Source organism: Oceanotoga teriensis, from assembly GCF_003148465.1.
Lineage (GTDB): Bacteria > Thermotogota > Thermotogae > Petrotogales > Petrotogaceae > Oceanotoga > Oceanotoga teriensis.
Genome location: NZ_QGGI01000003.1, coordinates 16,887 through 41,603 on the forward strand (window position 1 = coordinate 16,887; position 24,717 = coordinate 41,603).

Annotated in this window: 25 protein-coding genes and 1 pseudogene; 23 read left to right on the forward strand and 3 right to left on the reverse strand. The window is 24.4% G+C overall.

The genetic code is table 11. From position 1 onward, the window contains the following. Positions 1 to 65 precede the first annotated feature (65 nt). The 7 genes from rfbC (at position 66) to C7380_RS02805 (ending at position 5,506) form a co-directional block, all read left to right on the forward strand. On the forward strand, positions 66 to 596 hold the full coding sequence (gene rfbC, locus C7380_RS02775) for a dTDP-4-dehydrorhamnose 3,5-epimerase (RefSeq protein WP_109603963.1): 531 nt from the start codon (positions 66 to 68) through the stop codon (positions 594 to 596). Beyond that, entirely contained in the window at positions 593 to 1,423 is an 831-nt protein-coding gene (rfbD, locus tag C7380_RS02780) for a dTDP-4-dehydrorhamnose reductase (protein ID WP_109603964.1), read from the forward strand. The genes rfbC and rfbD overlap by 4 nt, the downstream gene beginning before the upstream one ends. A gap of 40 nt (positions 1,424 to 1,463) precedes the next feature. Further along, positions 1,464 to 2,399 (forward strand): elongation factor P maturation arginine rhamnosyltransferase EarP, encoded by a 936-nt coding sequence (gene earP, locus C7380_RS02785; protein ID WP_158274760.1) that lies wholly within the window; start codon positions 1,464 to 1,466, stop codon positions 2,397 to 2,399. Positions 2,400 to 2,439: 40 nt separating this feature from the next. Further along, on the forward strand, positions 2,440 to 2,997 hold the full coding sequence (gene efp, locus C7380_RS02790) for an elongation factor P (protein ID WP_109603966.1): 558 nt from the start codon (positions 2,440 to 2,442) through the stop codon (positions 2,995 to 2,997). Between the two features lie 116 nt (positions 2,998 to 3,113). Beyond that, positions 3,114 to 4,529: a methyl-accepting chemotaxis protein gene (locus C7380_RS02795; protein WP_109603967.1), complete on the forward strand. Its 1,416-nt coding sequence runs from the start codon at positions 3,114 to 3,116 to the stop codon at positions 4,527 to 4,529. 114 nt (positions 4,530 to 4,643) lie between these two features. Continuing rightward, positions 4,644 to 4,958 carry a hypothetical protein gene (locus C7380_RS02800; protein WP_109603968.1) on the forward strand — a complete coding sequence of 105 codons (315 nt, stop codon included), beginning with the start codon at positions 4,644 to 4,646 and terminating at the stop codon, positions 4,956 to 4,958. A 299-nt stretch (positions 4,959 to 5,257) separates the two neighbouring features. Then, positions 5,258 to 5,506 (forward strand): GlsB/YeaQ/YmgE family stress response membrane protein, encoded by a 249-nt coding sequence (locus C7380_RS02805; RefSeq protein ID WP_109603969.1) that lies wholly within the window; start codon positions 5,258 to 5,260, stop codon positions 5,504 to 5,506. 126 nt (positions 5,507 to 5,632) lie between these two features. On the opposite strand, the gene C7380_RS13735 is transcribed toward C7380_RS02805, so the two are convergent. Both C7380_RS13735 and C7380_RS02810 read right to left on the reverse strand, forming a co-directional pair. Next, a complete protein-coding gene (locus C7380_RS13735) occupies positions 5,633 to 5,758 on the reverse strand; it encodes a hypothetical protein (RefSeq protein ID WP_306765949.1) in 126 nt (41 codons plus the stop codon). After that, on the reverse strand, positions 5,751 to 6,230 hold the full coding sequence (locus C7380_RS02810; RefSeq protein ID WP_109603970.1) for an AAA family ATPase: 480 nt from the start codon (positions 6,228 to 6,230) through the stop codon (positions 5,751 to 5,753). Before C7380_RS02810 ends, C7380_RS13735 begins: the two co-directional genes overlap by 8 nt. Before the next feature lie 257 nt (positions 6,231 to 6,487). Here C7380_RS02810 and C7380_RS02815 point away from each other — a divergent pair, with 257 nt between their 5' ends. The 16 genes and pseudogenes from C7380_RS02815 (at position 6,488) to C7380_RS02890 (ending at position 23,088) form a co-directional block, all read left to right on the forward strand. Then, positions 6,488 to 7,294, forward strand: a complete 807-nt coding sequence (locus C7380_RS02815) for a hypothetical protein (RefSeq protein WP_109603971.1) — start codon at positions 6,488 to 6,490, stop codon at positions 7,292 to 7,294. 110 nt (positions 7,295 to 7,404) lie between these two features. Beyond that, positions 7,405 to 8,850 (forward strand): TDP-N-acetylfucosamine:lipid II N-acetylfucosaminyltransferase family protein, encoded by a 1,446-nt coding sequence (locus C7380_RS02820; RefSeq protein WP_109603972.1) that lies wholly within the window; start codon positions 7,405 to 7,407, stop codon positions 8,848 to 8,850. A 17-nt stretch (positions 8,851 to 8,867) separates the two neighbouring features. Further along, positions 8,868 to 10,187 (forward strand): polysaccharide pyruvyl transferase family protein, encoded by a 1,320-nt coding sequence (locus tag C7380_RS02825; RefSeq protein ID WP_206050496.1) that lies wholly within the window; start codon positions 8,868 to 8,870, stop codon positions 10,185 to 10,187. After that, positions 10,188 to 10,889 carry a WbqC family protein gene (locus C7380_RS02830; RefSeq protein ID WP_109603973.1) on the forward strand — a complete coding sequence of 234 codons (702 nt, stop codon included), beginning with the start codon at positions 10,188 to 10,190 and terminating at the stop codon, positions 10,887 to 10,889. Positions 10,890 to 10,905: 16 nt separating this feature from the next. After that, a complete protein-coding gene (locus tag C7380_RS02835) occupies positions 10,906 to 11,550 on the forward strand; it encodes a formyltransferase family protein (protein ID WP_109603974.1) in 645 nt (214 codons plus the stop codon). Between the two features lie 4 nt (positions 11,551 to 11,554). Next, positions 11,555 to 11,680, forward strand: a pseudogene (locus C7380_RS13740) (DegT/DnrJ/EryC1/StrS family aminotransferase); the annotation flags it as partial. A 157-nt stretch (positions 11,681 to 11,837) separates the two neighbouring features. Continuing rightward, on the forward strand, positions 11,838 to 13,211 hold the full coding sequence (locus C7380_RS02845; protein ID WP_109603975.1) for an NDP-hexose 2,3-dehydratase family protein: 1,374 nt from the start codon (positions 11,838 to 11,840) through the stop codon (positions 13,209 to 13,211). A 2-nt stretch (positions 13,212 to 13,213) separates the two neighbouring features. After that, the gene (locus C7380_RS02850; protein ID WP_109603976.1) at positions 13,214 to 14,254 is read left to right on the forward strand and encodes a Gfo/Idh/MocA family protein; all 1,041 of its coding nucleotides are present in this window, start codon (positions 13,214 to 13,216) and stop codon (positions 14,252 to 14,254) included. Then, positions 14,244 to 15,344, forward strand: coding sequence for a DegT/DnrJ/EryC1/StrS family aminotransferase (locus C7380_RS02855; RefSeq protein ID WP_109603977.1), 1,101 nt, complete (start codon positions 14,244 to 14,246; stop codon positions 15,342 to 15,344). Before C7380_RS02850 ends, C7380_RS02855 begins: the two co-directional genes overlap by 11 nt. A gap of 13 nt (positions 15,345 to 15,357) precedes the next feature. Beyond that, positions 15,358 to 16,230 (forward strand): glucose-1-phosphate thymidylyltransferase RfbA, encoded by an 873-nt coding sequence (rfbA, locus tag C7380_RS02860; RefSeq protein ID WP_109603978.1) that lies wholly within the window; start codon positions 15,358 to 15,360, stop codon positions 16,228 to 16,230. After that, entirely contained in the window at positions 16,227 to 17,267 is a 1,041-nt protein-coding gene (rfbB, locus tag C7380_RS02865; RefSeq protein WP_109603979.1) for a dTDP-glucose 4,6-dehydratase, read from the forward strand. The genes rfbA and rfbB overlap by 4 nt, the downstream gene beginning before the upstream one ends. 226 nt (positions 17,268 to 17,493) lie before the next feature. After that, a complete protein-coding gene (locus C7380_RS02870; protein ID WP_109603980.1) occupies positions 17,494 to 18,015 on the forward strand; it encodes a ComEC/Rec2 family competence protein in 522 nt (173 codons plus the stop codon). A 26-nt stretch (positions 18,016 to 18,041) separates the two neighbouring features. Beyond that, the gene (locus C7380_RS02875; protein ID WP_146192147.1) at positions 18,042 to 18,602 is read left to right on the forward strand and encodes a hypothetical protein; all 561 of its coding nucleotides are present in this window, start codon (positions 18,042 to 18,044) and stop codon (positions 18,600 to 18,602) included. A 190-nt stretch (positions 18,603 to 18,792) separates the two neighbouring features. Beyond that, complete coding sequence (locus C7380_RS02880) at positions 18,793 to 19,608, forward strand: flagellin N-terminal helical domain-containing protein (protein WP_109603982.1); 816 nt, start codon at positions 18,793 to 18,795, stop codon at positions 19,606 to 19,608. Between the two features lie 58 nt (positions 19,609 to 19,666). Continuing rightward, positions 19,667 to 20,482: a flagellin N-terminal helical domain-containing protein gene (locus tag C7380_RS02885; RefSeq protein ID WP_109603983.1), complete on the forward strand. Its 816-nt coding sequence runs from the start codon at positions 19,667 to 19,669 to the stop codon at positions 20,480 to 20,482. 83 nt (positions 20,483 to 20,565) lie between these two features. After that, positions 20,566 to 23,088: a glycosyltransferase family 2 protein gene (locus C7380_RS02890; protein ID WP_109603984.1), complete on the forward strand. Its 2,523-nt coding sequence runs from the start codon at positions 20,566 to 20,568 to the stop codon at positions 23,086 to 23,088. Positions 23,089 to 23,114: 26 nt separating this feature from the next. Here C7380_RS02890 and fliD read toward each other — a convergent pair whose 3' ends face one another. Next, positions 23,115 to 24,686, reverse strand: a complete 1,572-nt coding sequence (gene fliD / locus C7380_RS02895) for a flagellar filament capping protein FliD (RefSeq protein WP_109603985.1) — start codon at positions 24,684 to 24,686, stop codon at positions 23,115 to 23,117. Positions 24,687 to 24,717: the final 31 nt, after the last annotated feature.

Genomic DNA, 24,717 nt, shown 5'->3' on the forward strand with positions numbered 1-24,717 from the left:
CATATGATATATATCATATGAATCTTTTTTTTAGGGTATAATATACTGGATAATGGAGGTAGATTATGGATATTAGAGAACTTGAAATAAAAAATGTTTATCAAATAAAAAATAAATTATATGAAGATAAAAGGGGATATTTTTCAGAAATATATAGAAAAAATGATTATGAATTTTTGAAAACTAATTTTGTTCAAGAAAATTATTCTTTTTCAAATAAATATACTTTGAGAGGAATGCATTATCAAATAAAAAAACCGCAAGCAAAATTAATAAGATGTTTAAATGGTCAAATAATAGATGTTATATTAGATCTCAGAAAAAATTCAGAAACTTATTTAAAAGCTTTATCTATAAAATTAGATAAAAATTATACATTATACATTCCAAAAGGAATAGCACATGGATTTTTAACTCTTAAAGATGAAACTATTGTATATTATAAAACTGATGAATATTTTAATTCTAATGATGAAGATGGATTTATATGGAAAGATCCAAAAATATTTGAATATTGGAATTTAAAAGAATTTAATATAAAAGAAGAACAATTGATATTGAGTCATAAAGATAAACATTGGGGATACTTAAGATGAAAATTCTTTTAACTGGATCTGATGGGCAACTTGGAAAAGAATTTTCAAAAATTAAACTTATAAACTATAAAACAAATAAAAAAGATTTTGATATAACAAATTATTATCAAATGAAAGAATTTATAGAAAAAAATAAAATCACACATATATTGAATACTGCGGCATATACAGATGTTGAAAATGCAGAAATAAAAAAACAATATACTTTAGAAGTTAATAATCCAGAAAATTTGATTGAAATATGTAAAGAATATAATATAAAATTAATTCATTTTTCTACAGACTATGTTTTTAACGGTAAAAAAATAAATTATACTGAAAAAGATGAAACTAATCCAATAAATTATTATGGCTATAGTAAACTATTGGGAGAAAAAAACATACAAAGAAAATTAAAAAATTATCTAATATTGAGAACTTCATGGTTATATGGAGAAAAAGAGAATAATTTTATAAAAAAAATAATAAAAAATACTGAAAATAATGAAATTATAAAAGGTACCATAGATGAGATATCATCTCCGACTAATGTTAAAGACTTATTGATTCCAACTTTAAAACTTTTAGAAAAAGATAGTGTAGGTATATATCATATATCTGGAGATGGAATATGTTCAAGATATTTATGGATAAAATATATATTGAAATACTTACAAAGAAATAATAAATTAGAAAGAGTTTATCAAAAAGATTTCAAATTGATAGCTAAAAGGCCTATTATATCAGTTCTTTCAAATGAAAAGATAAAAAATGAATTAAATATAAAAATAAATCATTGGAAATATTCTACTTTTGAATATATAAACTTTTTAAAAACAAATTCATAATAAATTAGAATAAAAATGATATATTATAATGGTGATAAAAATGATAGATATATTCGTTACGGTAATAGACAATTATGGTGATGCTGGATATACTATAAGATTAGCTTCTGCACTTCAAAAAACATATCAACAAAAAGTAAGAGTAATAACGGATTATAAAAAAATATTTTATGATATAAACGATGAAATAGACTTTGAAATTTTAGAAATTAAAGATATAACAAATTATAGAAGTTCAGAAAAAATAGTATTTATGTTTCAGTATTTCCCAAATGAAGATTATATAAAAATAATAAATAAATATTCAAAAATATGTGTAACTATTGATTATTTTACTCCAGAGAAGTGGGCAATTAATTCAAATAACACGATGTCATATCATCATGGTTTGAACATAAAAAATACTTTTCTTGTTCCAGGTTTATACAAAGAAACTGCGGGTATATTAAACTATAGTTTCTTTACTTCAAAAATAAAAGGGTATCATAATGTTTATATGTATACCCCAGAAAAAGTCAATTTTTTAAATGATCCCATAACCCTTTGGGGGAAAAAAATAAAAAAAGAAAATATAAAAAATATGGATATATCTCCTCAAAGAATATTTGATAATTATATTTATGGTGCTAAATATAATTGGATAAGAGGAGAAGACTCTCTTCAACTTGCTTTGAATTCTGGAATACCATTTTTTTGGGAAGCTTATAAACAAAAAAATCAAATACATCATTTAAAAGTTGAAGCTTTTTTACACTTTATTAAAAGTTTTTTTGAAGAAGAATATCTTTATAATTCTTATTCTTTAATGATAAAGTATTTAAATGATTATAAAATAAAACAAAGTATAATTCAAGAATATAAAAATATAGATAAAAATTACAATTCTTTACAAAAAACATTTAAGAAATTAAAAAATTATTTTCAAATAACATCAAGTCTTCAAGAAAATTTAATACAAAAACTTGAGATAATATAGTAAAATAATCTTGAAAATATTAAGAAATGGAGTGATATAAGTGATTTTTGCATCAGAATTAAAACCAGGATATGTTATAAAATACAATGGACAGCTTCATACTATACAAAAGTATAAATATAACTGGTCTGGAAGAAATGAAGCTACAGTTACATTAAAAATGAAAAATATTGAAAATGGTTCAACTGTAGACACATCCATGAAAGGTGGAGAAAAGTTAGAAGATGTAGTTTTAGACCAAAGAGAAATGAATTATATATATAAAAATGGAGATTATTATGCACTTATGGATAATGAAACATATGAACAAATAGAAGTTCATATAGATGATCTTGGAGATATAGTAAACTTTCTTGCAGAAGAAGGAACAGTTTTTGTATCTTTCTATGAAGAAAGACCTGTATCTTTTTCATTGCCTAAAAATGTTACACTGATTGTTGAATATACAGAACCAGGTGAAAAAGGTGATTCAACAGGAAATCCTTTAAAGCCTGCAAAATTGAATACAGGTGCAGAGGTTAATGTTCCATTGTTTGTTAACATAGGAGACAAAATAGTAATAGATACATCAAATGGTGAATATTTATCGAGGGCATAAAAGTATAACTCAAAATTATTTTTGCTGTACTTCAACATCTTTGAAGTGCAGCTTTTTTAATTTAAAATTAAAAAAAATAAATTATAATATAATAAAATACATAGAGGGGGTAAAAAATGAATTTTTTAAAAGTAAAATCAGAACCCATACAATTAAAAATAAAAAGATTAAAAGATGGAAATTTAAACGAAACTTTATGTGATGAAAAATCAAAAAAAAATCCAGGTATTGGTGAATTAGAAATAATAAGACAAAAAATACTTGGAACATTAAAATCAATATTTTATACAACTCAAGTTTTAAGTGTTAACTCATCTAAAATACAAAGAATAACTGATAAAATAATACAATTGACAGAAAAATTAGATGATTTTATAAATGAAACACAAAATAAAATAGATGATACAGTTTCTTCAACAGAAGAAGTAAATGCTGGTTCAGAAGAAATAGCAGTGTCTTCACAAGATATTGCAAATTCGTCTGAAAAAATAAGAGAAAGTTCTGACAATCTTTTAGATAAATCAAAAATTGGAAAACAAAAAATAGAAAATATAACTAAAATATCAAAAGATTCATCAAATCAATCTGAAAATACTTTTAAAATAATGAGTGAATTAACTGAGAATATATCAGATGTTTCAAGAATATTAGATACAATAAATTCGATAACTGAACAAACAAATCTTTTAGCTTTAAATGCTGCAATAGAAGCTGCTCGTGCGGGAGAAGCAGGAAAAGGATTTGCCGTAGTTGCTGATGAAATAAGAAAATTAGCAGATGATAGTAAAAAGGCAACGCAAGAAATAGCTCAAATAATACAAAAAGTTCAAAACACAAGCAATGAAGCTGAAAAGTCTGTAAAAAAGACAGTTAATAATATAAATGATACTTATAAATATTCTTTTGAGATTTCAAAAATGTTTGATGAAATAACACAAGATGTATCTCAAGTGCATAAAATGATAGAATCGTTGACTTCATCTTCAGAAGAACAAAGTGCTACAACCGAAGAAATGTCTTCGGCAATGAATAATATAAGAAACATAATAGAAGATATATCTTCCGAAATGCAAAATATATCATTTTTGTCAAAAGATGAAAAAGAACTTACCAATACTTTGGAACAAGTATTGCCAGAACTTACAGAAACAAAACAAAAACTTTTAGATGTTTTTAAAGAATATAATATAGCTGAAAAAAATTTTGTTCAAGAACAAACTGAAATAGCTATACAAGCACATCAAAAATGGGTTCAAAATTTAAATTTAGCAATAGAAAATAAAAATTTTATGAATATTGAAAATGATTCTAAAAAATGTAAATTTGGTATATTTTTGCAAATAATTGAAAAAAATATAGAAGATCAAAATTGGAAAGAGATTATAGAATTACATGAAAAACTTCATGATGCATCTAAAAAGGCTGAAAATAACATAAAAAATAAAGATTTTGAAAAGGCAAATGAAAATTATGAACAAGCCGAATTGATAAGTGAAAAATTAATTAAAAAACTTCAAAAAACTAAAGAATAAAAAATTAACATTTTTTTAAACAAAATTATATATAATAATTATGACAGGGGAAGCATATATAGATTATAAAAAACGGTTAATCCGTTCAAATACAACAATAAGGGGGATCTATGTATGAAAAAAATCCAAAACAGAATATCTTATCAAAGGTTTACTCAAAAAAAACCAGAAGGTTTTGTGATGGTGTTCAAGAATGATGAAAAAGAAATCGAGGTACATGATTTTAATTGTAAACACGTAGATTTAGGTTTTTTTGAAAAAAATTCAGAAGATCTCGAAAAAGGCAAAAAAGAATTTTATTTTACTACAAGGCTTCAAAAAAATGTAAGGTCAAATAAAGGATCATATAAAATTAAATTTTGTCCAGAATGTATAGAAAATAAAACATCCATGATGACAAGAATGAATAAAGTTATGAGTGAATTATAAATATATAGCTCCTGTATAAAACACAGGAGCTATTTTCATATAAAATTATAATTTGATAAAATTTATTATAAATCAATGTTTCAATTATTTCTATAATTAGATGATTATATAATGTATTAATTTGGTGACTTTAAAAATAATGTAAAAAAACAAGCGAGTAATGAAACAAAAAATTAAACAAAAGAGGGTGATAAGGATTAGATTTTTATCAAGAACTAAAAACGTTTGCAAAAACATCATTTAATAGGTACAAAAAGGAAGTTAAAAAATTATTTGAATAATCCAAAAGGGTGATGTATATGAGAAAATTTGTACTTATAATTAGCTTTTTAATAATAATAATTTTGACATTTTTAATGTTTTTTTTAGGTAAAAATATTATTTTTGGTATTATTGGGTCAATAGTTGGAATATTTATTGGTTTTTTTGTAGGAAAAGGCATTGGTATAGCTGGAATAATTAGTAAAGGTGGTTTTGGAAAAAATGGCAGTATAATTTTTGCGATTATTGGTGCTATAATAGGTGCTCTAATTGGTTTAAATTTTTAAATGATATTGAAATTTAAAAATTATCAAAAAATATACAGCTAATATTTATAAATAAAGTATTATAAGAAATGGTTTTTTCTGAAAATTTGAAAAATATAGAAAAAATAAAAAACGATGATTTTAAAATCATCGTTTTTCTTTGTCAATTAAATCAAAAAACTGATAAAAATTAGTATATGAATTTAATTTAGAAAGATTAGATTTATTATCAAAAGAACTGTAATTTTTTAATAACTTTTTTCTTTTAGCCATCAACATCAACTCTGTCTAAAATATCATTAATATAAGGTATAGCCCCATATCTTCCAGATAAGTATTCATTTTCAAAGTTACCAGATCTTCTAACATTCTTGATTTCTAATAATGAAAAAAGCTCTGACGCTCCATATTTATTTTTTGTAGCGAACCATATATTATCTTTGTTCAAAGTTTGATTTTTTAAAATTCTTGTGTTATGAGTAGAAAAAATTAATTGAGCATTTTTTTTATTATATTCTGAATTAAAAAGATCTATAATTTTATCTAATAATAAAGGATGAATACTTGTATCTAACTCATCTATTAATAAAACCCCACCTCTTTTTAATGTAGCCAAAAAAGGGCCAATAAGTGAAAAAAACTTTTTAGTACCTTCAGATTCTTCTTTTTCAAAATCTAAAACTACACTCGATTTTTCATTATAAAATTCTCTGAATTTTTTGCGGAATTCAGAGAAGAAAACAATAAAAGAGAAAACATATTAGTTGAAATTTAAAATCAGAATAAAAAAATAAAGGAATATATCTTGGAATATCAAGTTGAGATAAAATGATAATATTTTGAAAAAGAAGTTTTTTTCTCTTAAAACTTTCAAAAATATATAGAAAGCTATTTATTACAATGATAATTTTATATTAATACGAGAATGAATACCACTGCATTTTTTTAATATTGAATGATATAATTGAAATGTATTATTTTATTATTAAAGGGAGAGTTAAAATGAATAATGATATTATTATATATAATAAGTCTACAGATGAAAGAGTTAAATATAATAACAATTCAAATGTTAAAAATGAAATAAGAAGAAATTTAAAATCTATTGATTATCAAAATGCTTCTAAGAAAATATTATTCTCCGAATTAAAAACAAATGATCTGACTTTTTTTGACGTAGAAAATATTTTGATTTATAACATAGGAACTAGTTACTTTAAAAATTTAGCTAGAGATGGTTTGGTATTTTATCATAATGAATCATCAATTGACGATAGAAATTATAATTATACATATAAATTGGTTTCAAAAGCTGATACTGATTGCTTATTTGAAAGAAATAGATTAATTAATTTTGATATATCGTTAGATAAATTAACTACTAAAACACATCCTTTGGAATTTATGAAAAAAACAAAAATACATCCAGAGGATAATTATAATAGTGAATCAATATCAAAAATTGGAATAGATTTGGTTTTAAAGTTTAAAAAAGAAAATAATAAAAACTTAACTTCATATATTAAGAAAATTATAGATGGTATAACTCTATCTTTACATTGTTTTGGGGACATAAGTGAAGATTTATTAAGAAGTATGAGAAATAAATACAATGATATTTGTCGAGAAGATTTTAAATTTGAAAAGTATAAAATATTTGGTTGTAAAGAGAACTTAATATTTCTTTATAGGAATAGTATAAAAGTAAACCCTGATGACAATAAAGTTAAATTATTTAGAATAACAAGAAAAATAGATAATAAAATAAACTCAGAAGTTAAAATTAAAGGCTCAATATACAAACTTTAATAAAATTTAAATAATAGAAAACTAATAATAAATATAATGACGTTTTTCAATTATTTCTATATTTAGACGATTAATATTATGAAAATAAATTATTGTGGAGGTAAAATTTTATGTATGAAAATATTATAGAAATGATAGAAAACGCTCAATATAAAGATGCTTTAACCGAAATAGAGAAGATAAATAATTCAAAGTGGGAGAAGTATAATTTAAAGGGTATAATTCTCTTCCAAACTGAAAATATAGAGCTTGCAATTCGTTTTTTTAAAAAAGCATTATCTATAGAAAAAAATAATGATATTTATTATAATTTAGCTCTCTGTTATTATAAAAAAAGTATGTTTAAAATATCATGGAATATTTTAATGAACTTAAATAATAAGGATGAAAAAATTTTTTATCTACTTTCTTATATTGAATTTGAACAAAGAGATTTTACACAATTAAAAAAGATAGATTATTATTCAAGTGCTAAATTTAAAATCAATGATTTAAATAAAAAGGTTAAATACTTACATTTTATGATTGATAGCCCTATTTCAAAAAAATATATTGAATTTATAAATGAGAATTTTACAAAGGAAGATCATAAATTTATTATTATTAGTAATGATGTTTTTACTGATGATTATTATGTCATTAATAATATTGAATCTATAAGATTATTAGCGACAAACTATGAAAAAATACTTCTACATGGAATTTTTAATTATGAAGTTATGTATTATTTATTTTTAAATGAAGAAAAAATTGATTTTAAAAAAGTATATTGGTTTATTTGGGGTGGTGATTTATATTATTATAAATTTAGAAAAAATAATTTTAATTCTGATTTATTTGAATTTGTTAGAAAAAAAATTCTAAAAAAAATTGTTAATATTATTACTGTAACCTCTGAGTATGACTTTGAATTAGCAAAAAAATGGTATAAAATTAATGCAAAAAAATATTTATTATTATATCCTAATTTAATAGATTATAAATTCCTTAAACGATTAAAAAATAAAAAAAGATCATCTTGTAACCTTAGAATACAATTAGGGAATTCGGGTGATCCAAGTAACAAACATATAGAAATGTTGAATATTTTATCAAAATTCAAAAATGAAAATATTGAAATAATAACGCCACTATCTTATGGAGGAAGTAAAAATTATATTGAAAAAGTAATTGAAACCGGAAAAGATATTTTTGGTAAAAAATTTAATTACTTAAAGAATTTTTTACCCCCTCAAGAATATGGTAAGTTTTTAAGTTCAGTAGATTTAGCTATTTTTAATCACGACAGGCAACAAGCTTTTGGGAATATTTTATATTTATTATTTCTTGGTAAAAAAGTTTTCTTAAAAAATGATACTACTTCTTGGAAAACTCTAAAAGAAAAAAATTTAATAGTTTGGAATACTTATGATATTTATCAAATGACATATAATGATTTAATAGAAATTAATGAAAGCGATAAAAATATTAATAGTGCTATTATTGAAGAAGAATATTCTTTTGAAACAAGATTTAAGTTATGGAAAGATTTTTTTGATAACAAAAATAATTATTGATAGAAAGGAAGTTAGAAATGAGAATATTGATAATAGGCCAAACAACTTTACACTGGGGAAGAATGGAATTTGGAAATATAGGTAATTATTACATCATAGAACCATTCATTAGAGAGCTTCATAAAACTTTTGAGAATTCTGAAATAAAAACAACACTACAAATGTCAAAAAGATTTTGTAAAGATGAGAAAGTTGAAAGTTTACCGATAGATCTATATTATGGCTTTAACAAAAGTAATAATTTAGAATTAGCAAAATATGAATTAACTTTGGTAGAGGATTATTTAAAGAATGGAAAATTTCAAGAAATAACACCATACATAAAAGAAGTTTTAGAATCTGACATAGTCATAGATTTTAGTGGCGATATTTGGGGAGATAACGCCAATTTTTTGGGAAAAGATAGATTTGAAGTCGGTTTATATAAGGATTTAATAGCTCAAAAATTAAAGCCTACTTATATGATAGCTGGTTCTCCTGGTCCATTTAAGGATATCAAAACTAAAGATTTAGCAAAAAAAGTATATGAAGGATTTGACTTAGTAACAAATAGAGAACCTATAAGTTCAGATATAATTAAAAGAGAAGGTTTTAATACTAATAATACAAGTGATTTAGCTTGTCCAGCATTTTTATTTGAACCAATAAATATAGAAAAAGCTAAAGAAAAAGAAGAAGTAAAAAACATATTTGATAAATCAAAATTAAATATAGGTTTTGTAATTTGTGGCTGGAATTTTGAACAAGGACCTTTTGACAAATGGCCAAGAGATGATAAAGATTATATAACATTTGCTAAATCAATTGAACATATAGCTAATAAATATGATGTAAATATAATTTTGATGTCACATTCTAATGGATTTCCTATTCCACCTAAAAAATTTAAATTACAGCATGGAAGAGATTATCCTATTATAAAACAATTAGAAAAAATACTTAAAGATAGAGGCACAGCTAAAAATATTCAAACTATTGATGGAGTATATGATGCTTGGACAACTAAGGGAATTATTGGTAATTTAGATTTAATGATAAGTGGAAGAGTACATGCTGCAGTTGCAGCTTTATCACAAAAAATACCAACAGTTATAATAGATTATGGGCATGAACCAAAAGCCCATAAATTAAAAGGTTTCGCTAAAGTGTGTGAAATGGAAAACTATGTAGCTGATCCAAGCAAAGAAAATGATTTGATACAAAAAATTGAAAAGCTATTAGATAATAAAGATAAAATAAATCAACATCTTAATTTTAAGATAGAAGAAGTTAAACAAATGGCGAAAAACAATTTTTATGAAATAAAAGAACATTTAAAAAGAATTGGAGTTTTATAAATGAAGATAGGAATTATGCAACCATATTTTTTACCATATATTGGATATTGGCAATTAATGAATAAAGTAGATAGGTTTGTTGTATATGACAATATTCAATATACTAAAAGAGGCTGGATAAGAAGAAATAGAATATTGATGAACAATACAGATAAAATGATAACCCTACCCATAAAAAAAGATTCTGATTTTTTAGATATAAAAGAAAGATTCTTATCTGAGAGATATGAAAATGAAAAAAGTAAAATTAAAAATCAGGTAAAAGAAGCATATAAAAAAGCTCCTTATTATAAAAAAATAGAACCATTATTAATTAAAATACTTGATTTTGAAGATAAAAATTTATTTAATTATTTATTAAATTCATTACGTATTATCAAAGAATATCTAGGGATAAAAACAGAAATAATAATCTCTTCTGAAATAGAAATGAACCATAATTTAAAAGCTGAAGAGAGAGTTATTGAAACATGTAAAAAAATGGAAGCTGATCATTATATAAACCCTATAGGTGGAACAGAACTATATAATAAAGAAGATTTTAAAAAAGAAGAGATAAAATTAAATTTTATAAAAACAAATGATATAAAGTATAAACAATTCAACAATGAATTTATTCCAAATCTATCTATAATAGATGTAATGATGTTTAATTCAAAAGAGGAAATAAAAGATATGCTAGAAAAATATACTTTAGAATAGAAATGGGGACTATATTATGAATTATTGTTTTTATGTTTCTGGCAAGGCTAGTAGGCTTTATAAAATAATTAAATACGCAAATAAAAATTTTATAAAAAAAATAAAATTTGTTTACTCTGATAGTAAAGATAATAGATATTTAAAAGAAATCTTAGAAGATAAGAGTATTTTATATATTTTAAAAGACTTTTATGAATTAGAAAAACCAGACAGAAACTTAAAAAATTCTGATAATTTACTCAGGCTGATGAAAAAAAATAAAATAGATTATTGTTTTTCTTTCGGAGATCACATATTAAAAGGAAAAATTTTAAAAGAGTATAAAAATAAAATAATAAATTTTCATCCTTCTATTTTGCCAAATTATCCTGGAAGAAACGCCATTGATAAAGCTATAAATGATAATGCTTCTATTTTAGGAAATACTGCTCATTTTATAGATGAAGGAATTGATACAGGGCCTATCATTTTGCAAAGTGTTATTTCGTCAGAAGCTTTTTATAAAAATGGTTATGATTTTATTTTAGATTTACAAATAGAGATGTTATTTAATCTTGATAAATTATTGGAAAATAAAAAGATAAAAGTAGAAGGGAATAAAGTGAAAATAATAAATGCTGATATTACAAAATATTTTATTTTGCCAGATATTAAGGACTGATTAAATGAATAAAAAAATATTAGTTACAAAATCATCTATGCCCAATTTAGATGAATATGTAGAAGAAATAAAAGATTTATGGGATACTCATTGGTTAACCAATATGGAAATTAAACATGATTATTTAGAATAATTTATAAAAAGATTTAGTTGAATTAAGTAAATTAATGAAATTTCACAAAAAATTAGAGTTATGAAGTTATTTGATGATTAACATATATTCTTATGATGACGAGGGTAATAAAGTTTATATAAAAGTTCAATTAAATAAGGATGATTAAAAGACTATGATTACTTTAAATGATTATATTAAATCTTTAAATACAGCGAAAACTTATAATAAAACCAAATATTTGTTAAAATGGATTAATGAAAAAAACAAAACTACTTATGTTGATATCAAAGAAATTAAACTTGAGGATAGTAACTATTGGTTTTATGATAAGAAAGAAGGAGCTATAAGAAATAAAAATAATAGTTTTTTTTCTATTAAAGGTATAGAAAAATACAAATTAGGTAAACTATTAGAATCTCATCCTATTATCATACAGGATGAAATAGGTTATTTAGGTATAATTACTTCAAAAATAAATGGAGTTTTACATTTTTTAATGCAGGCAAAAATTGAACCTGGCAATATTAATAAAGTTCAAATTTCTCCAACTATTCAAGCCACAAAAAGTAATTTTTTGCAAAAACATGGGGGTAAAAAACCAGCCTTTTTAGAATATTTTATAAACTCTGAAAAATATGAAATCATAGTAGACCAAATACAATCGGAACAATCATCGAGATTTTATAAAAAAAGAAACAGAAATGTAATATTATACATAAAAGATCATATAAAGGAATCTGAAAACTTTCGATGGTTTACATTAGGCCAAATTAAAAAGCTAATGAAATATGATAATTTAGTTAATATGGATACAAGGACAGTGCTTTCTTGTATACCTTATTCTACGTTAAAAAGAGAAAAATTTACAGAAGATATAAATAATAGTATTTTTTTAAATCAATTAAATCTAAAAATAAATCATGAAAAAATAAAAAAAATATATTATAGTTTAAACAACAAAAAAATGTTTAATAATTATAGTATAAGATTAACAGATCTTTATTCTTTAAATAACTGGAAAATGGAACATGGAAAATTTCAAGATATTGAAAATAAATATCCGTTTGAAGTTATTTTTGCAGATATAACAATACAAGGTAGAGAAGTTTATAATTGGACGCAACCACTTTTTAAAGCTAAAGGGAAAGCTACTTTTGGTTTGGTTTTTTTTGAAGAAGACGGAGTTATTCATTTTATTATAAAAGAAAAACCAGAAATTGGTTGTTTTGATTATGTTGAGTTAGGACCAACAATACAAAAAGAATTTAATGATAATTTTGAAGATAATATTGAAAAATTATTTGAACAAAATTTAATTCGAAATTCTGGAATAATAGCAAAAGTATTACTTTCAGAAGAAGGTGGAAGGTTTTATCAAGAACAAAATTTAAACATTATAATGAAAATAGACAAAAATGAATTAAATAAAATTTATCTTCCAAAAGAATATCATATAATTGATTTTATTACTTTAAATAAAATGATACAAACTAATAATTTGATCAATATTCAATTAAGGAATCTCATATCTTTATTGGAGGGTTAAGTATGAAAAAACTAAAAATGGGAATATTATCAACATCAAATATAAATCGAAGAAAGTTTTTGCCAGCTTTGAAAAAAAATAATTTTTTTGAATTTATAGGAATAGCTGTAGCCAACGAAAAAGAGAGAAATGTTTTACTTAAAGATGTTAATTTAAACGAAAACATAAAAAAATCTTTAGAAACAGCTAAAGAAATAGTTGATGAGTATGGAGGTAATATTTATAATAGTTTTGAAAAAATAATTAATTCGAAAAAAATAGAAGCAATATATGTTCCTTTACCGCCTGCTTTACATTATTATTGGGCAAAGAAAATATTAGAAAAAAATAAACATGTTTTTTTAGAAAAACCTTCAACTATAAATTATAAAGATACTTTAAATTTAATAGATTTAGCTTTAGAAAAAAATCTATCTATACATGAAAACTATGCTTTTGTTTATCATAAGCAATTATTTATAATTAAGTCATTAATAAAAGAAAATACCATAGGAGATATAAGAAAAATAACTACAAATTTTGCGTTTCCATTTAGAGGTAAAAATGATTTTAGGTATAAAAGAGTATTAGGTGGTGGAGCTTTATTAGATTGTGGTGGATATCCTATAAAAGTATCTTCAGAAATATTAGGAGAGGATGTTGAAATTGTTTCTTCTGTTTTAAATAAAAAAGATTTTGAAGTAGATTTATTTGGAAATGTCTTATTAAAGAACAAAAATAATATTGTTTCTAGCATTTCTTTTGGAATGGATAACTCTTATAAATGTGAGTTGGAAATTTGGGGAAGTGAAGGAACTATTTATACTGATAGAATTTTTACTGCTCCAGAAAATTATAATCCAAAAATTTATATAAAAAATAATAAACAAAATAAAACAATAACAGTGGAAGAAGAAGATCAATTTTCAAATTCAATAGATTTTTTTTATAATACAATCATTAATAAAAGTATAAGAGAAGAAAATTTTAAAAAAATAATAATTCAAAGTAAATTAATTGAACAAGCATTTGATAAAAACAAGGGAGATATATATGAAAGATAAAATAATACCATTAGTAAAACCTTCTATGCCTCCATATAGTGAATATATAAATGAAATAAAAGATTTATGGGATACTAGATATTTAACTCATACAGGTCCCAAGCATAATCGGTTAGAAAAAGCATTAAGCAATTATTTGAACGTTGATAAAATTGCTCTTTTTACAAACGGGCATTTAGCCTTAGAACTTTCAATTTTAGCTCTTGAAGTAAAAGGAGAAGTTATAACTACTCCTTTTACTTTTATTTCTACAACCCATGCTATTGTAAGAAATGGATTGGATCCTGTTTTTTGTGATATAAAAAAAGATGATTATACAATAGATGCTTCTAAAATTGAAGAGCTAGTAACAGAGAAAACCTCTGCAATTCTTCCTGTTCATGTATATGGGAATATTTGTGATTATAAGGAAATAGAAAGAATAGCAAAAAAATATAATTTAAAAGTAATATATGATGCAGCACATGCATTTGGAGAAACGGTAGATGGAATAAATGTATCTAATCTTGGAGACGCTTCTATGTTTAGTTTTCATGCCACAAAAGTGTTTCATACAGTTGAAGGTGGTGGAGTTACTTTTAAAGATGATAACCTTTATAACAAATTTGGAAGTTTAAGACAATTTGGGATGAATCAAAAACATGAAATTATTGATATAGGAACAAATGCAAAAATGACCGAAATTCATGCTGCTATGGGATTATGCAATATGAAACATATTGACGATGAAATTAAAAAAAGAAAAAAAGTAGTAGAAAGATATAGAGAAAGGCTTTCAGATATTAAAGGAATAAAATTAAATGAAGAAAAAGAAAATATAAAAAATAATTATGCCTATTTCCCAGTTTTATTTGATGGATACAAGGCAAATAGAGATGAAGTTTTTGAAGAATTAAAGAAAAGCAACATTATGGCAAGAAAATATTTTTTTCCGTTGACAAATAATATAGAATGTTATAAGGACAGATTTGATGTAAATAAAACACCTATTGCAAAATATGTGGCAGATAGAATATTGACTTTGCCATTATATGCTGATTTAGAATTATCAGACGTAGATAGAATATGTGATATTATAATAAATATTTAAATGAGGTGATAATGTGAAAGGTATTATCTTAGCAGGGGGAAGTGGAACGCGACTATATCCAATTACAAAAGGAATAAGTAAGCAATTATTGCCAATATACGATAAACCTATGATATATTATCCTTTATCAGTATTGATGTTATCAGGAATAAAAGAAGTTTTAATAATTTCAAATCCAGAATATATTGATTTATATAAAAATTTATTTGAAAAAGGATCTAAATTAGGAATGAAAATAGAGTATAAAATACAGAAAAATCCAAGAGGGCTTGCAGATGCATTTATTGTAGGTGAAGATTTTATAGGAAATGATGATGTCGCTTTAATATTGGGAGACAATATTTTCTATGGTCAAGATTTTGTACCAAAATTAAAAAAAGCTGCTGACTTTGAAAAAGGTGCTACAATTTTTGGTTATTATGTTAATAATCCTAAATCATTTGGAGTAGTTGAATTTGATGAAAATAATAAAGCGATTAGTTTAGAAGAAAAACCTGAAAAACCAAAATCAAAATATGCAATACCAGGTTTATATTATTATGATAATTCTGTTGTAGAAAAAGCAAAAAATCTTAAACCCTCAGATAGAGGAGAGTTAGAAATAACAGATTTGAATAGAATATATTTAGAAGAAAATGAATTGAATGTAGAGGTTTTGGGAAGAGGAGTTGCTTGGTTAGACACCGGAACATATGATGGCCTTGCTAATGCATCAGAATTTGTTAGAACAATACAAAAAAGAACAGGGTTATATATTTCTTGTCTTGAAGAAATTGCATATAGAAATAAATGGGTAAGCAAAGAGCAATTGATTGAAATTGGAAAAGAATATGAAAAAACAGAATATGGTAAATATATCTTAGATATAGCAGGTGATATAAAATGACACTATTAGTAACAGGGGTAGCAGGATTCATAGGAAGCAACTTTGTATACTATTACCTAAGAAAACATATAGATAGAAAAATAATCGGATTAGATAGTCTAACATATGCAGGAAACATAGACAATCTATCTAAACTTACAGAAGAAGAAAAAAGTAGATTTAGCTTTATAAAAGGCGATATTACTGATCAAAAAACAGTACAAAAAATATATGAAGATTATGAAATAGATGGAATAATAAATTTTGCAGCAGAATCTCATGTAGATAGATCTATACATGATCCTCAAATATTTTTAAAAACAAATATATTGGGAACACAAAATTTATTAGATATATTTAAGAAAAATTATAAAGAAGGAAATAAATATTTACAAGTATCAACAGATGAGGTATATGGTGCCCTTGGTTCAACAGGATTTTTTACAGAAAAAACACCTTTAGATCCACATAGTCCATATTCAGCAAGTAAAACGAGTGCAGATCTTATAGTAAAAGCATATCATGATACCTATGGAATAAATGTAAATATAACGAGATGTTCAAATAATTACGGACCATATCAATTTCCCGAAAAATTAATACCATTAATAATAAATAATGCTTTAAATCATAAAGAATTACCGATATACGGCGATGGCAAGCAGATAAGAGATTGGTTATATGTAGAAGATCATTGTCAAGCAATAGATATGGTATATGATAAGGGTAAAAAAGGCGAAGTATATAATATAGGCGGACATAATGAAAAAGAAAATATAGAAATAGTAAAGACTATAATAAATTATCTTCAAGAAAAAACAGGAGATAAAAAAATAAATGAAGATTTAATAAAATATGTAAAAGATAGACTTGGACATGATAGAAGATATGGAATAGATCCAACTAAAATAAAAGAAGAGCTTAATTGGGAACCAACTATTATGTTTGAACAAGGAATAAAAATGACTATAGATTGGTATTTGAATAATAAAGAGTGGATGGAATCTGTTATAAGTGGCGAGTATTTAGATTTTTATGAGAAAAATTATATTGATTAGAGGGATATTATGGATTAAAAAAATTCTATTAAAGGTATTTGAATCTAATTTTATTGCTTTTATTGGTGGGGATAATCAAATATTTTTTTCAACGTTTTTATACCTCTCATAAATAATATCTTGTATGAAGTTAAGAATTAAAGTAAATAATCAATATTGAAGGTATTAAGAATTTTTTACATTAATGTTCTGAAGTCTTTAAAATTTTAGAACTTAGAGGGTTTGGATGAGGTCAATGTATGTATCTGATGTTGGTGATGGTTTGTGTATGGCTATAGACACATTTTTTGGGAAAACAATTCAAATTGACTGTGGTAGTAAACAAGGCAGTGAAGTTGCATTAAGAGGTCTTATGAATCTTTACAATCGTTTTTATAACCCTGATGTTTTTATGCTTTTTCACTTTCATAAGGATCATTACAATGGTCTTATGTTTGCTTCTTCCAAAAGTTCTTTTTCTTATACGTGGGGAATAAAGGAAGTCTATTATCCCAAAATTCCTAATTTTCCAAAAAAAGATAAATTTATGACCTGTTTATTTACAATGAACCTTAGACTCTTTGGGAACGAAACAGGTATTATGGAATATGATTTTTTGAAAGCGATATCAAGAATAAACAGAGGAAGACCTTTTAAATACAAGCCTTTCTCTAAAGGGGATGTAATAAATATAGATGAAACATCATTTGAGGTTTTATGGCCACCAATGGAAATTGATGGAAAAGAAACGAAGGCTGAAGGGATGTAATAAATGATTTTAATAAAGCAATGGAAATGGAAGAGGATAAAAAACTAAAAGAACTATATGAACGTGTAAAATCAGAAGGCCTATTTAGGAAATATTTTGAAGAAAGCCAACGAAAATTTACAGAAGAAAGAGACCATTCTAAAAATGTCAATGAACTAGTAAAAAAAGAATATGAAAAGAAAAAATTACCAGACATTTTCAAGAGAGCAAATGATTCTCTTAAGAAAGTAGCAAATCATTTAAGTCTTACTTTATTAGGTGATGGTGGGTTATTGTTTTTAGGAGATCTGGAGCACCAAGAAATAAAAAAAGTAATAGGTGATTTGATAGCAGCAGGTAAAAAGAAGTTTTATACGTTGATAATCCCACATCATGGTACACATTGGGATAATAGTTTAAAAGATATTAAATGTATTTATTCCATAACTTCTAACGGCAGAAGATTATGTTTTTATATAAAGCCAGGATTTAAGAGTATATCGAAAAAGTCTTTTGCAATTCATGTTGATGGTGATATAGCAATTCCTCAATTTCTGCCTAAAAAAATTAATAGATTTTATCCAAGGTGGTTTTATGATGAATATTGATGTTTTTTGCTTAACTATGGATTAACAGCGTACTTAGTTTTCCAGACTATCTTTATTAGAATTAAATAATTTTATTCATGAAAAATCTAAAGTAAATAATAAAAAGAACGATAATACTATGAAGTTCTCTGGCCGGAGATAAAAAATATTAGCCCATGGAAGGGCATAAAAAAAACATGGAGGTGGAATTATGAGAATAAATCATAATTTAAATGCATTAAACGCATGGAGAAACTTAGGAAATGCAAATTCAGGAATGGGAAAATCATTAGAAAAATTGAGTTCAGGATTAAGAATTAACAGAGCTGGAGACGATGCTGCAGGATTGGCTATATCAGAAAAGATGAGAGCACAGATAAAAGGATATGATATGGCAACAAAGAATGCACAAGATGGAATATCATTGATACAGACAGCAGAAGGAGCGTTAACAGAGGTACATTCAATGCTTCAAAGAATGAGAGAAATATCAGTACAGGCTGCAAATGATACAAACAACACAGAAGATAGAAGTGCATTGGCAAAAGAAATAGCTCAATTACAAAAAGAAATAAACAGAATAGGATCAACAACTAAATTTAATGGTAGTTCATTATTTGCTGCAAATAAATCATTCAATTTACAGATAGGTCCAGATAAATCATCAGACCTCGTTTTAAATGTAAAATCTCAAGCTGTTACAACAGCTACTCTTACAATAAGTGCTATTTCAATAACTTCTAATACAGCTGCACAAAATGCTATAGCAAGTATAGAAAATGCAATAAAAGTTGTTTCAAGTTTAAGAGCACAATTTGGAGCATATCAGAACAGATTGGAACATACAGTAAATAACTTAAGTGTAGCAAGTGAAAACTTAACAGCAGCAGAATCAAGAATTAGAGATGTTGATATGGCGAAAGAAATGATGAGTTTCACAAGAGAACAGATATTATTACAATCATCAAATGCTATGTTGGCACAATCAAATCAATTACCACAAAATGTATTATCATTGTTGAGATAAAAAATATAGCTGACCCAAGGAAGGGTTAAATAATAATTAATTACATGGAGGTGGAATTATGAGAATAAATCATAATTTAAATGCATTAAACGCATGGAGAAATTTAGGAAATGCAAATTCAGGAATGGGAAAATCATTAGAAAAATTGAGTTCAGGATTAAGAATTAACAGAGCTGGAGACGATGCTGCAGGATTAGCTATATCAGAAAAAATGAGAGCACAGATAAAAGGATATGATATGGCAACAAAGAATGCACAAGATGGAATATCATTGATACAGACAGCAGAAGGAGCATTAACAGAGGTACATTCAATGCTTCAAAGAATGAGAGAAATATCAGTACAGGCTGCAAATGATACAAACAACACAGAAGATAGAAGTGCATTGGCAAAAGAAATAACTCAATTACAAAAAGAAATAGATAGAATAGGATCAACAACTAAATTCAATGGTAGTTCATTATTTGCTGCAAATAAATCATTTAGTTTACAGATAGGACCGGATAAATCATCAAATCTTGTTTTAAATGTAAAATCTCAAGCTGTTTCTTCCACTGTTTTAACTATAAATGGTTTAGATATATCTTCAAATGCAAATGCACAAACGTCTATTTCAAAGATAGATGGTGCTATAAAAGCAGTTTCAAGTTTAAGAGCACAGTTTGGAGCATATCAGAACAGATTGGAACATACAGTAAATAACTTAAGTGTAGCAAGTGAAAACTTAACAGCAGCAGAATCAAGAATTAGAGATGTTGATATGGCGAAAGAAATGATGAGTTTCACAAGAGAACAGATATTATTACAATCATCAAATGCTATGTTGGCACAATCAAATCAATTACCACAAAATGTATTATCATTATTGAGATAATTATTAAAATATATTGGCAGGCTTTTTGCCTGCCTTTATTTTATAAAATTAATTTTATTGTATAAAATAAGGGGAGGAATAAAATGCCAAAAATTTCCGCGTGTTTAATTGTTAGAGATGAAGAAAGTAACATTCAGAGATGTCTTGATTCAATAGTTGAACAAGTAGATGAAATAATAATTGTAGATACTGGATCAATTGATAATACTGTTGAACTTTGTAAAAAATATACAGATAAAATATATTTCAAAAAGTGGAATAATAATTTTTCTGAAGCAAGAAATTATTCGATAGAAAAATCAACGGGTGATTGGGTATTTTTGATAGATGCAGATGAAGAATTATTTATAAAAAATATCGATAAAGATTTAAAATTCATAGTAAAAAAGGCAGAACAAAATAATTGCAAAGTGATAATTCCTATAAATAGAAATTATATGAGTTTTGATTATCAAACATATGATGAATTTAATCTTCCAAGATTGTTTACAAAAGGAAATATAAAATATGTAAATTCGGTACATAATCAGCCGATTTATAATGGTAAAGAATTTCATACATCAGATATAAAAATATATCATTATGGATATTTATGGACAGAAAGCCTAAAATTGAAAAAATTAAATAGATCATATCCACTAATACTAAATGAGATAGAAAATTTTAAAGAAAAAAATCATGATTCACAATATTATTATATAGGACAAAAACTAAAATTGGACTTAATATCAGAAAATGATTATATTTTTTTAAGAGATTTTAAAAAATATAAGAAAGAAATATTAGAAAAGTCTAAAGAAGAAGCCATGTCTATAGAAAATGTTAAAGATTATATATATACAATAGAAAAATATGGAATGGTTTCAGAGGCTAAAGATATAACAGAAGTTTTTTATTTAAACAATAAATTAAATCCAGATATTTCTTTGATAATGGCTAATTTCTATTATAAAGAAAATGATTATAAAAACAGTATTAAATACTTTGAAGTTTTTTTGAATGCTTTGTACAATTATTATAATAATATTTCGAAGATAAGTTTTTCTGTTATTTATAATTCGATACTATTTAAAACATTAAAAATGATGTTTCTTTGTTTTTCAAGAGAAAATATTGAATTAAAATTTGAAAATGTTTCAGAAGAAAAACTTATATATATATATAATAACAATGATTTTAATTATATGTCGGAGTTATATTTTTATTTTTTATTAAAAGACTTAAATATAAATGTAAAAAAACCATTATTATTACAAGAAAATTTTAAAAATGAAGTTCTCGAAAGAAATATAGGAAGATATTTAATTAAAATAGATAAAGAAAAAAAAGATTTAATATATTTTTTGATATTATCTTATTCATTATATTTTGAAAATTTGGATTATATGTACTCTAATATATTTGAAGTTTTTAATGAAAATTTAAATGGTAAAAACTTGGCAATAGTCCTTATATTTGCAGAAGAACTCTTTGATATTTTAGGTAATAATATATTTTATAAATTAACTCTAAAAGCTTTAGGAGAAAATTCGGATCTTTGGAAATATTTTGAAGCTGTTTTTTATTTTAAAAATAAAGATAAAATAAAAGGAATGGCTTTTTTCAATAAAAATAAATCAATTCATAAAAAAAGTATGACAGAAGATATAATGTACAGATATATTAAAGATATAGAAATAACTAATTATTCATTGATAAAAAGACCATATATATTATCTGTTTTGGACAGTAATATAAATTTATATGAGAATGAGAAAATATTTCATAGTTCTATTTGTAAAATTTTTGAAAATGATAATATATCTCAAGAATTTATTACATTTATGAATATATCAGATTTAAATAATATCAATAAAAGTTTAGTTGAAGATTATTTGTGCTTATATGAAAAAAATAGAGATTTAAATGTAATGGAATGTTTAAAAAATTATATAATCAAAAAAATAGAAGATAAATCTGAAAAAAATCTAAAAAGTGTAATTAAAGATATAGAAAAAATATTAGAAAGTTTTCAAAATCCTTATATACCAACACCAAAATGGGCAATATCTGTCTTAGAAGATAAAAATTCTAAAAAAAGTTGTTTTTTTGATTTGAAAGATAAAATAATTTATTTATCTATACCTGCTTTTAATTATAATTTAGATATGGAAATAACTTTTTTAAATATTTGGAAAGAAAAAAGAAATTTTTATTATAAAGAAAAAATTTTAGATAAGAAAGATAATTCAAATATAATAAAATATTTTGAAGAAGATATAAATATAATTAATTCTTATTTAGATAATTATATAGATATTGAGGAAAATATGCTTTTGATAAATTTTAACAAAAAGTATGGAATTATTGGCGAAAATGATGAATTTGATTTTAAATTATTTGATGAATCAGCTATATTTTTACCAGAACTATTAGATGAAAAAAACTTTAAAATATTTTTGGAAGAAGATTTTTTTAATTCTAAATTGATAATAACTTTTTCAGATCCTGAAAGTGCATTTAAAAATCCATATTCAAACTTCTATTTAAAAGATAAGATTTTTTTGAAGAATGATTATCATATCATTTTAAATGATGGTAAATATAAATATTATATAAAAAAATAGCTACGATTAAAATCGTAGCTATTTTTTTATCCCATTTTACTCAATAAATAATTACCTTGTGATTGCATTTTGCTTATAGCTTGTTCCATTGCAGAAAATTGTCTTACATACATGGCTTCTTTCATATTTATTTTTCTTGTTAAATTGAGCATACGTTTTGAAAGGCCTTTCATTTCTTTACTCAAAGAACCTTCGAGGCCATTTATTTCATCAATAAAGCCTTTATACTTTGTAGTATCCCAAACATAATCTTTTATTTGATTTGCAATACCACTTTTTTTGGAATCATCATTTATTATGTTGAATAAATCAAAAACAGCATCAGAATTAGTTCTTAAAGCTTCTTTAAGTTTTGTTTCATCTATTGAAATTAATCCTTTACGGGCATTTTCAAGGTTTGATTCAACTAAAGAACTTGATATACCTGAAGAAATACCTACACTTGCAAATGAATTATAAGCTAATGAACTATCTTCTATAGTTCCAAATCTCAAAGATTTTAATTTTTCAAATACGGTTCTTAAATTTGAATTTCCTTTTAAAACTCCTTTAGCTTTTTCTTCATCTGTCATCTTGTCTTCTTCTTTTCCTTGCACTTCAGTTTCTGTATACAATTTATCATAAAGAAATTTCATAACTTCATTGTATTTATCTGTGAATTCTTTTATATTGTCATAAGTGGCATTCACATCATCTTCAACTGAAATCTTTGTCCAATCAGTAGCTTCAGATTCTTTTTGAATATTCAAAGTCATACCATTAAATGAAACAGCATTTGAAGAAGAGTTCAAGGTTAATTCTTCTGTTCCATCTCCATTTAAATCTATAGCGATTTCTGCATCTTTACCTAAAATACCTTTATAATTAGCTGTAGAGGAAGTTGTATCTATTGTATCATTTGCATTTAAAGATGTTCCATTGTTTAATATGCTACCTAAGAATTTTCCACCATCAGCATCAACAGCAGTTAAAGTAAAGTTTTCTTCACCTGTATTTTTATTCATTACAAATGCTTTAAAATTAGATCCTGATGAATCTTTTTCAAAGATTATATTTGCATCCGGCATCTTTGAACTCATATTTTTTAACACAGAATCTATTGTTGCATCTGCATCATATTTTGATAAATCAAATTCTATGGCTTCTTTTGCCGAACCATCAGGATTTAAACCAGACATTTGAATTTTAAATTTTCCAGAAGTTAAACCGAGATCGGCTAAAGTTTTAGATTTATCATCTATATTTGACTGTCCTTCAATATATCCAGCTGTTGCAGCTTGTTTAATATTGACATAAAAAGTGGAATTTCCTGCATTTCCATTCGATGAAACTTTCATTATATCTTCATTTGAACTCATGGCATTTTTCTTCAAAAAACTTGATTTTAATTTGAAATTGTTTAAATAATTATAAAATTCTTCTAATTTATCATCTATTATATCCCAAGCCTTCTGAGTATTTTGAAGTACTTTATATTCATCTTGAGCTTTTTCTAAAGGCATAGATTCTATTTTCATCAACTGTTGTATTACTGTATTTGTATCAAATGAACCCGAAAGTCCTCCCAATTGAAAAGAACCTAATAAATCATTAGACATATTAACACCTCCATACGAGTATTTTCTTTCA

Coding starts and splice junctions, on each gene's coding strand:
- C7380_RS13735 (WP_306765949.1), bottom strand. CDS start 5,758: ATGGCTAAAAGAAAAAAGTTATTAAAAAATTACAGTTCTTTTGATAAT.
- C7380_RS02885 (WP_109603983.1), top strand. CDS start 19,667: ATGAGAATAAATCATAATTTAAATGCATTAAACGCATGGAGAAATTTA.
- C7380_RS02890 (WP_109603984.1), top strand. CDS start 20,566: ATGCCAAAAATTTCCGCGTGTTTAATTGTTAGAGATGAAGAAAGTAAC.
- C7380_RS02830 (WP_109603973.1), top strand. CDS start 10,188: ATGAAGATAGGAATTATGCAACCATATTTTTTACCATATATTGGATAT.
- rfbD (WP_109603964.1), top strand. CDS start 593: ATGAAAATTCTTTTAACTGGATCTGATGGGCAACTTGGAAAAGAATTT.
- C7380_RS02845 (WP_109603975.1), top strand. CDS start 11,838: ATGATTACTTTAAATGATTATATTAAATCTTTAAATACAGCGAAAACT.
- C7380_RS02795 (WP_109603967.1), top strand. CDS start 3,114: ATGAATTTTTTAAAAGTAAAATCAGAACCCATACAATTAAAAATAAAA.
- C7380_RS02820 (WP_109603972.1), top strand. CDS start 7,405: ATGTATGAAAATATTATAGAAATGATAGAAAACGCTCAATATAAAGAT.
- C7380_RS02815 (WP_109603971.1), top strand. CDS start 6,488: ATGAATAATGATATTATTATATATAATAAGTCTACAGATGAAAGAGTT.
- C7380_RS02850 (WP_109603976.1), top strand. CDS start 13,214: ATGAAAAAACTAAAAATGGGAATATTATCAACATCAAATATAAATCGA.
- C7380_RS02825 (WP_206050496.1), top strand. CDS start 8,868: ATGAGAATATTGATAATAGGCCAAACAACTTTACACTGGGGAAGAATG.
- fliD (WP_109603985.1), bottom strand. CDS start 24,686: ATGTCTAATGATTTATTAGGTTCTTTTCAATTGGGAGGACTTTCGGGT.
- earP (WP_158274760.1), top strand. CDS start 1,464: ATGATAGATATATTCGTTACGGTAATAGACAATTATGGTGATGCTGGA.
- C7380_RS02870 (WP_109603980.1), top strand. CDS start 17,494: ATGAGGTCAATGTATGTATCTGATGTTGGTGATGGTTTGTGTATGGCT.
- rfbC (WP_109603963.1), top strand. CDS start 66: ATGGATATTAGAGAACTTGAAATAAAAAATGTTTATCAAATAAAAAAT.
- C7380_RS02855 (WP_109603977.1), top strand. CDS start 14,244: ATGAAAGATAAAATAATACCATTAGTAAAACCTTCTATGCCTCCATAT.
- C7380_RS02875 (WP_146192147.1), top strand. CDS start 18,042: ATGGAAGAGGATAAAAAACTAAAAGAACTATATGAACGTGTAAAATCA.
- C7380_RS02835 (WP_109603974.1), top strand. CDS start 10,906: ATGAATTATTGTTTTTATGTTTCTGGCAAGGCTAGTAGGCTTTATAAA.
- C7380_RS02800 (WP_109603968.1), top strand. CDS start 4,644: ATGAAAAAAATCCAAAACAGAATATCTTATCAAAGGTTTACTCAAAAA.
- C7380_RS02805 (WP_109603969.1), top strand. CDS start 5,258: ATGAGAAAATTTGTACTTATAATTAGCTTTTTAATAATAATAATTTTG.
- rfbB (WP_109603979.1), top strand. CDS start 16,227: ATGACACTATTAGTAACAGGGGTAGCAGGATTCATAGGAAGCAACTTT.
- C7380_RS02880 (WP_109603982.1), top strand. CDS start 18,793: ATGAGAATAAATCATAATTTAAATGCATTAAACGCATGGAGAAACTTA.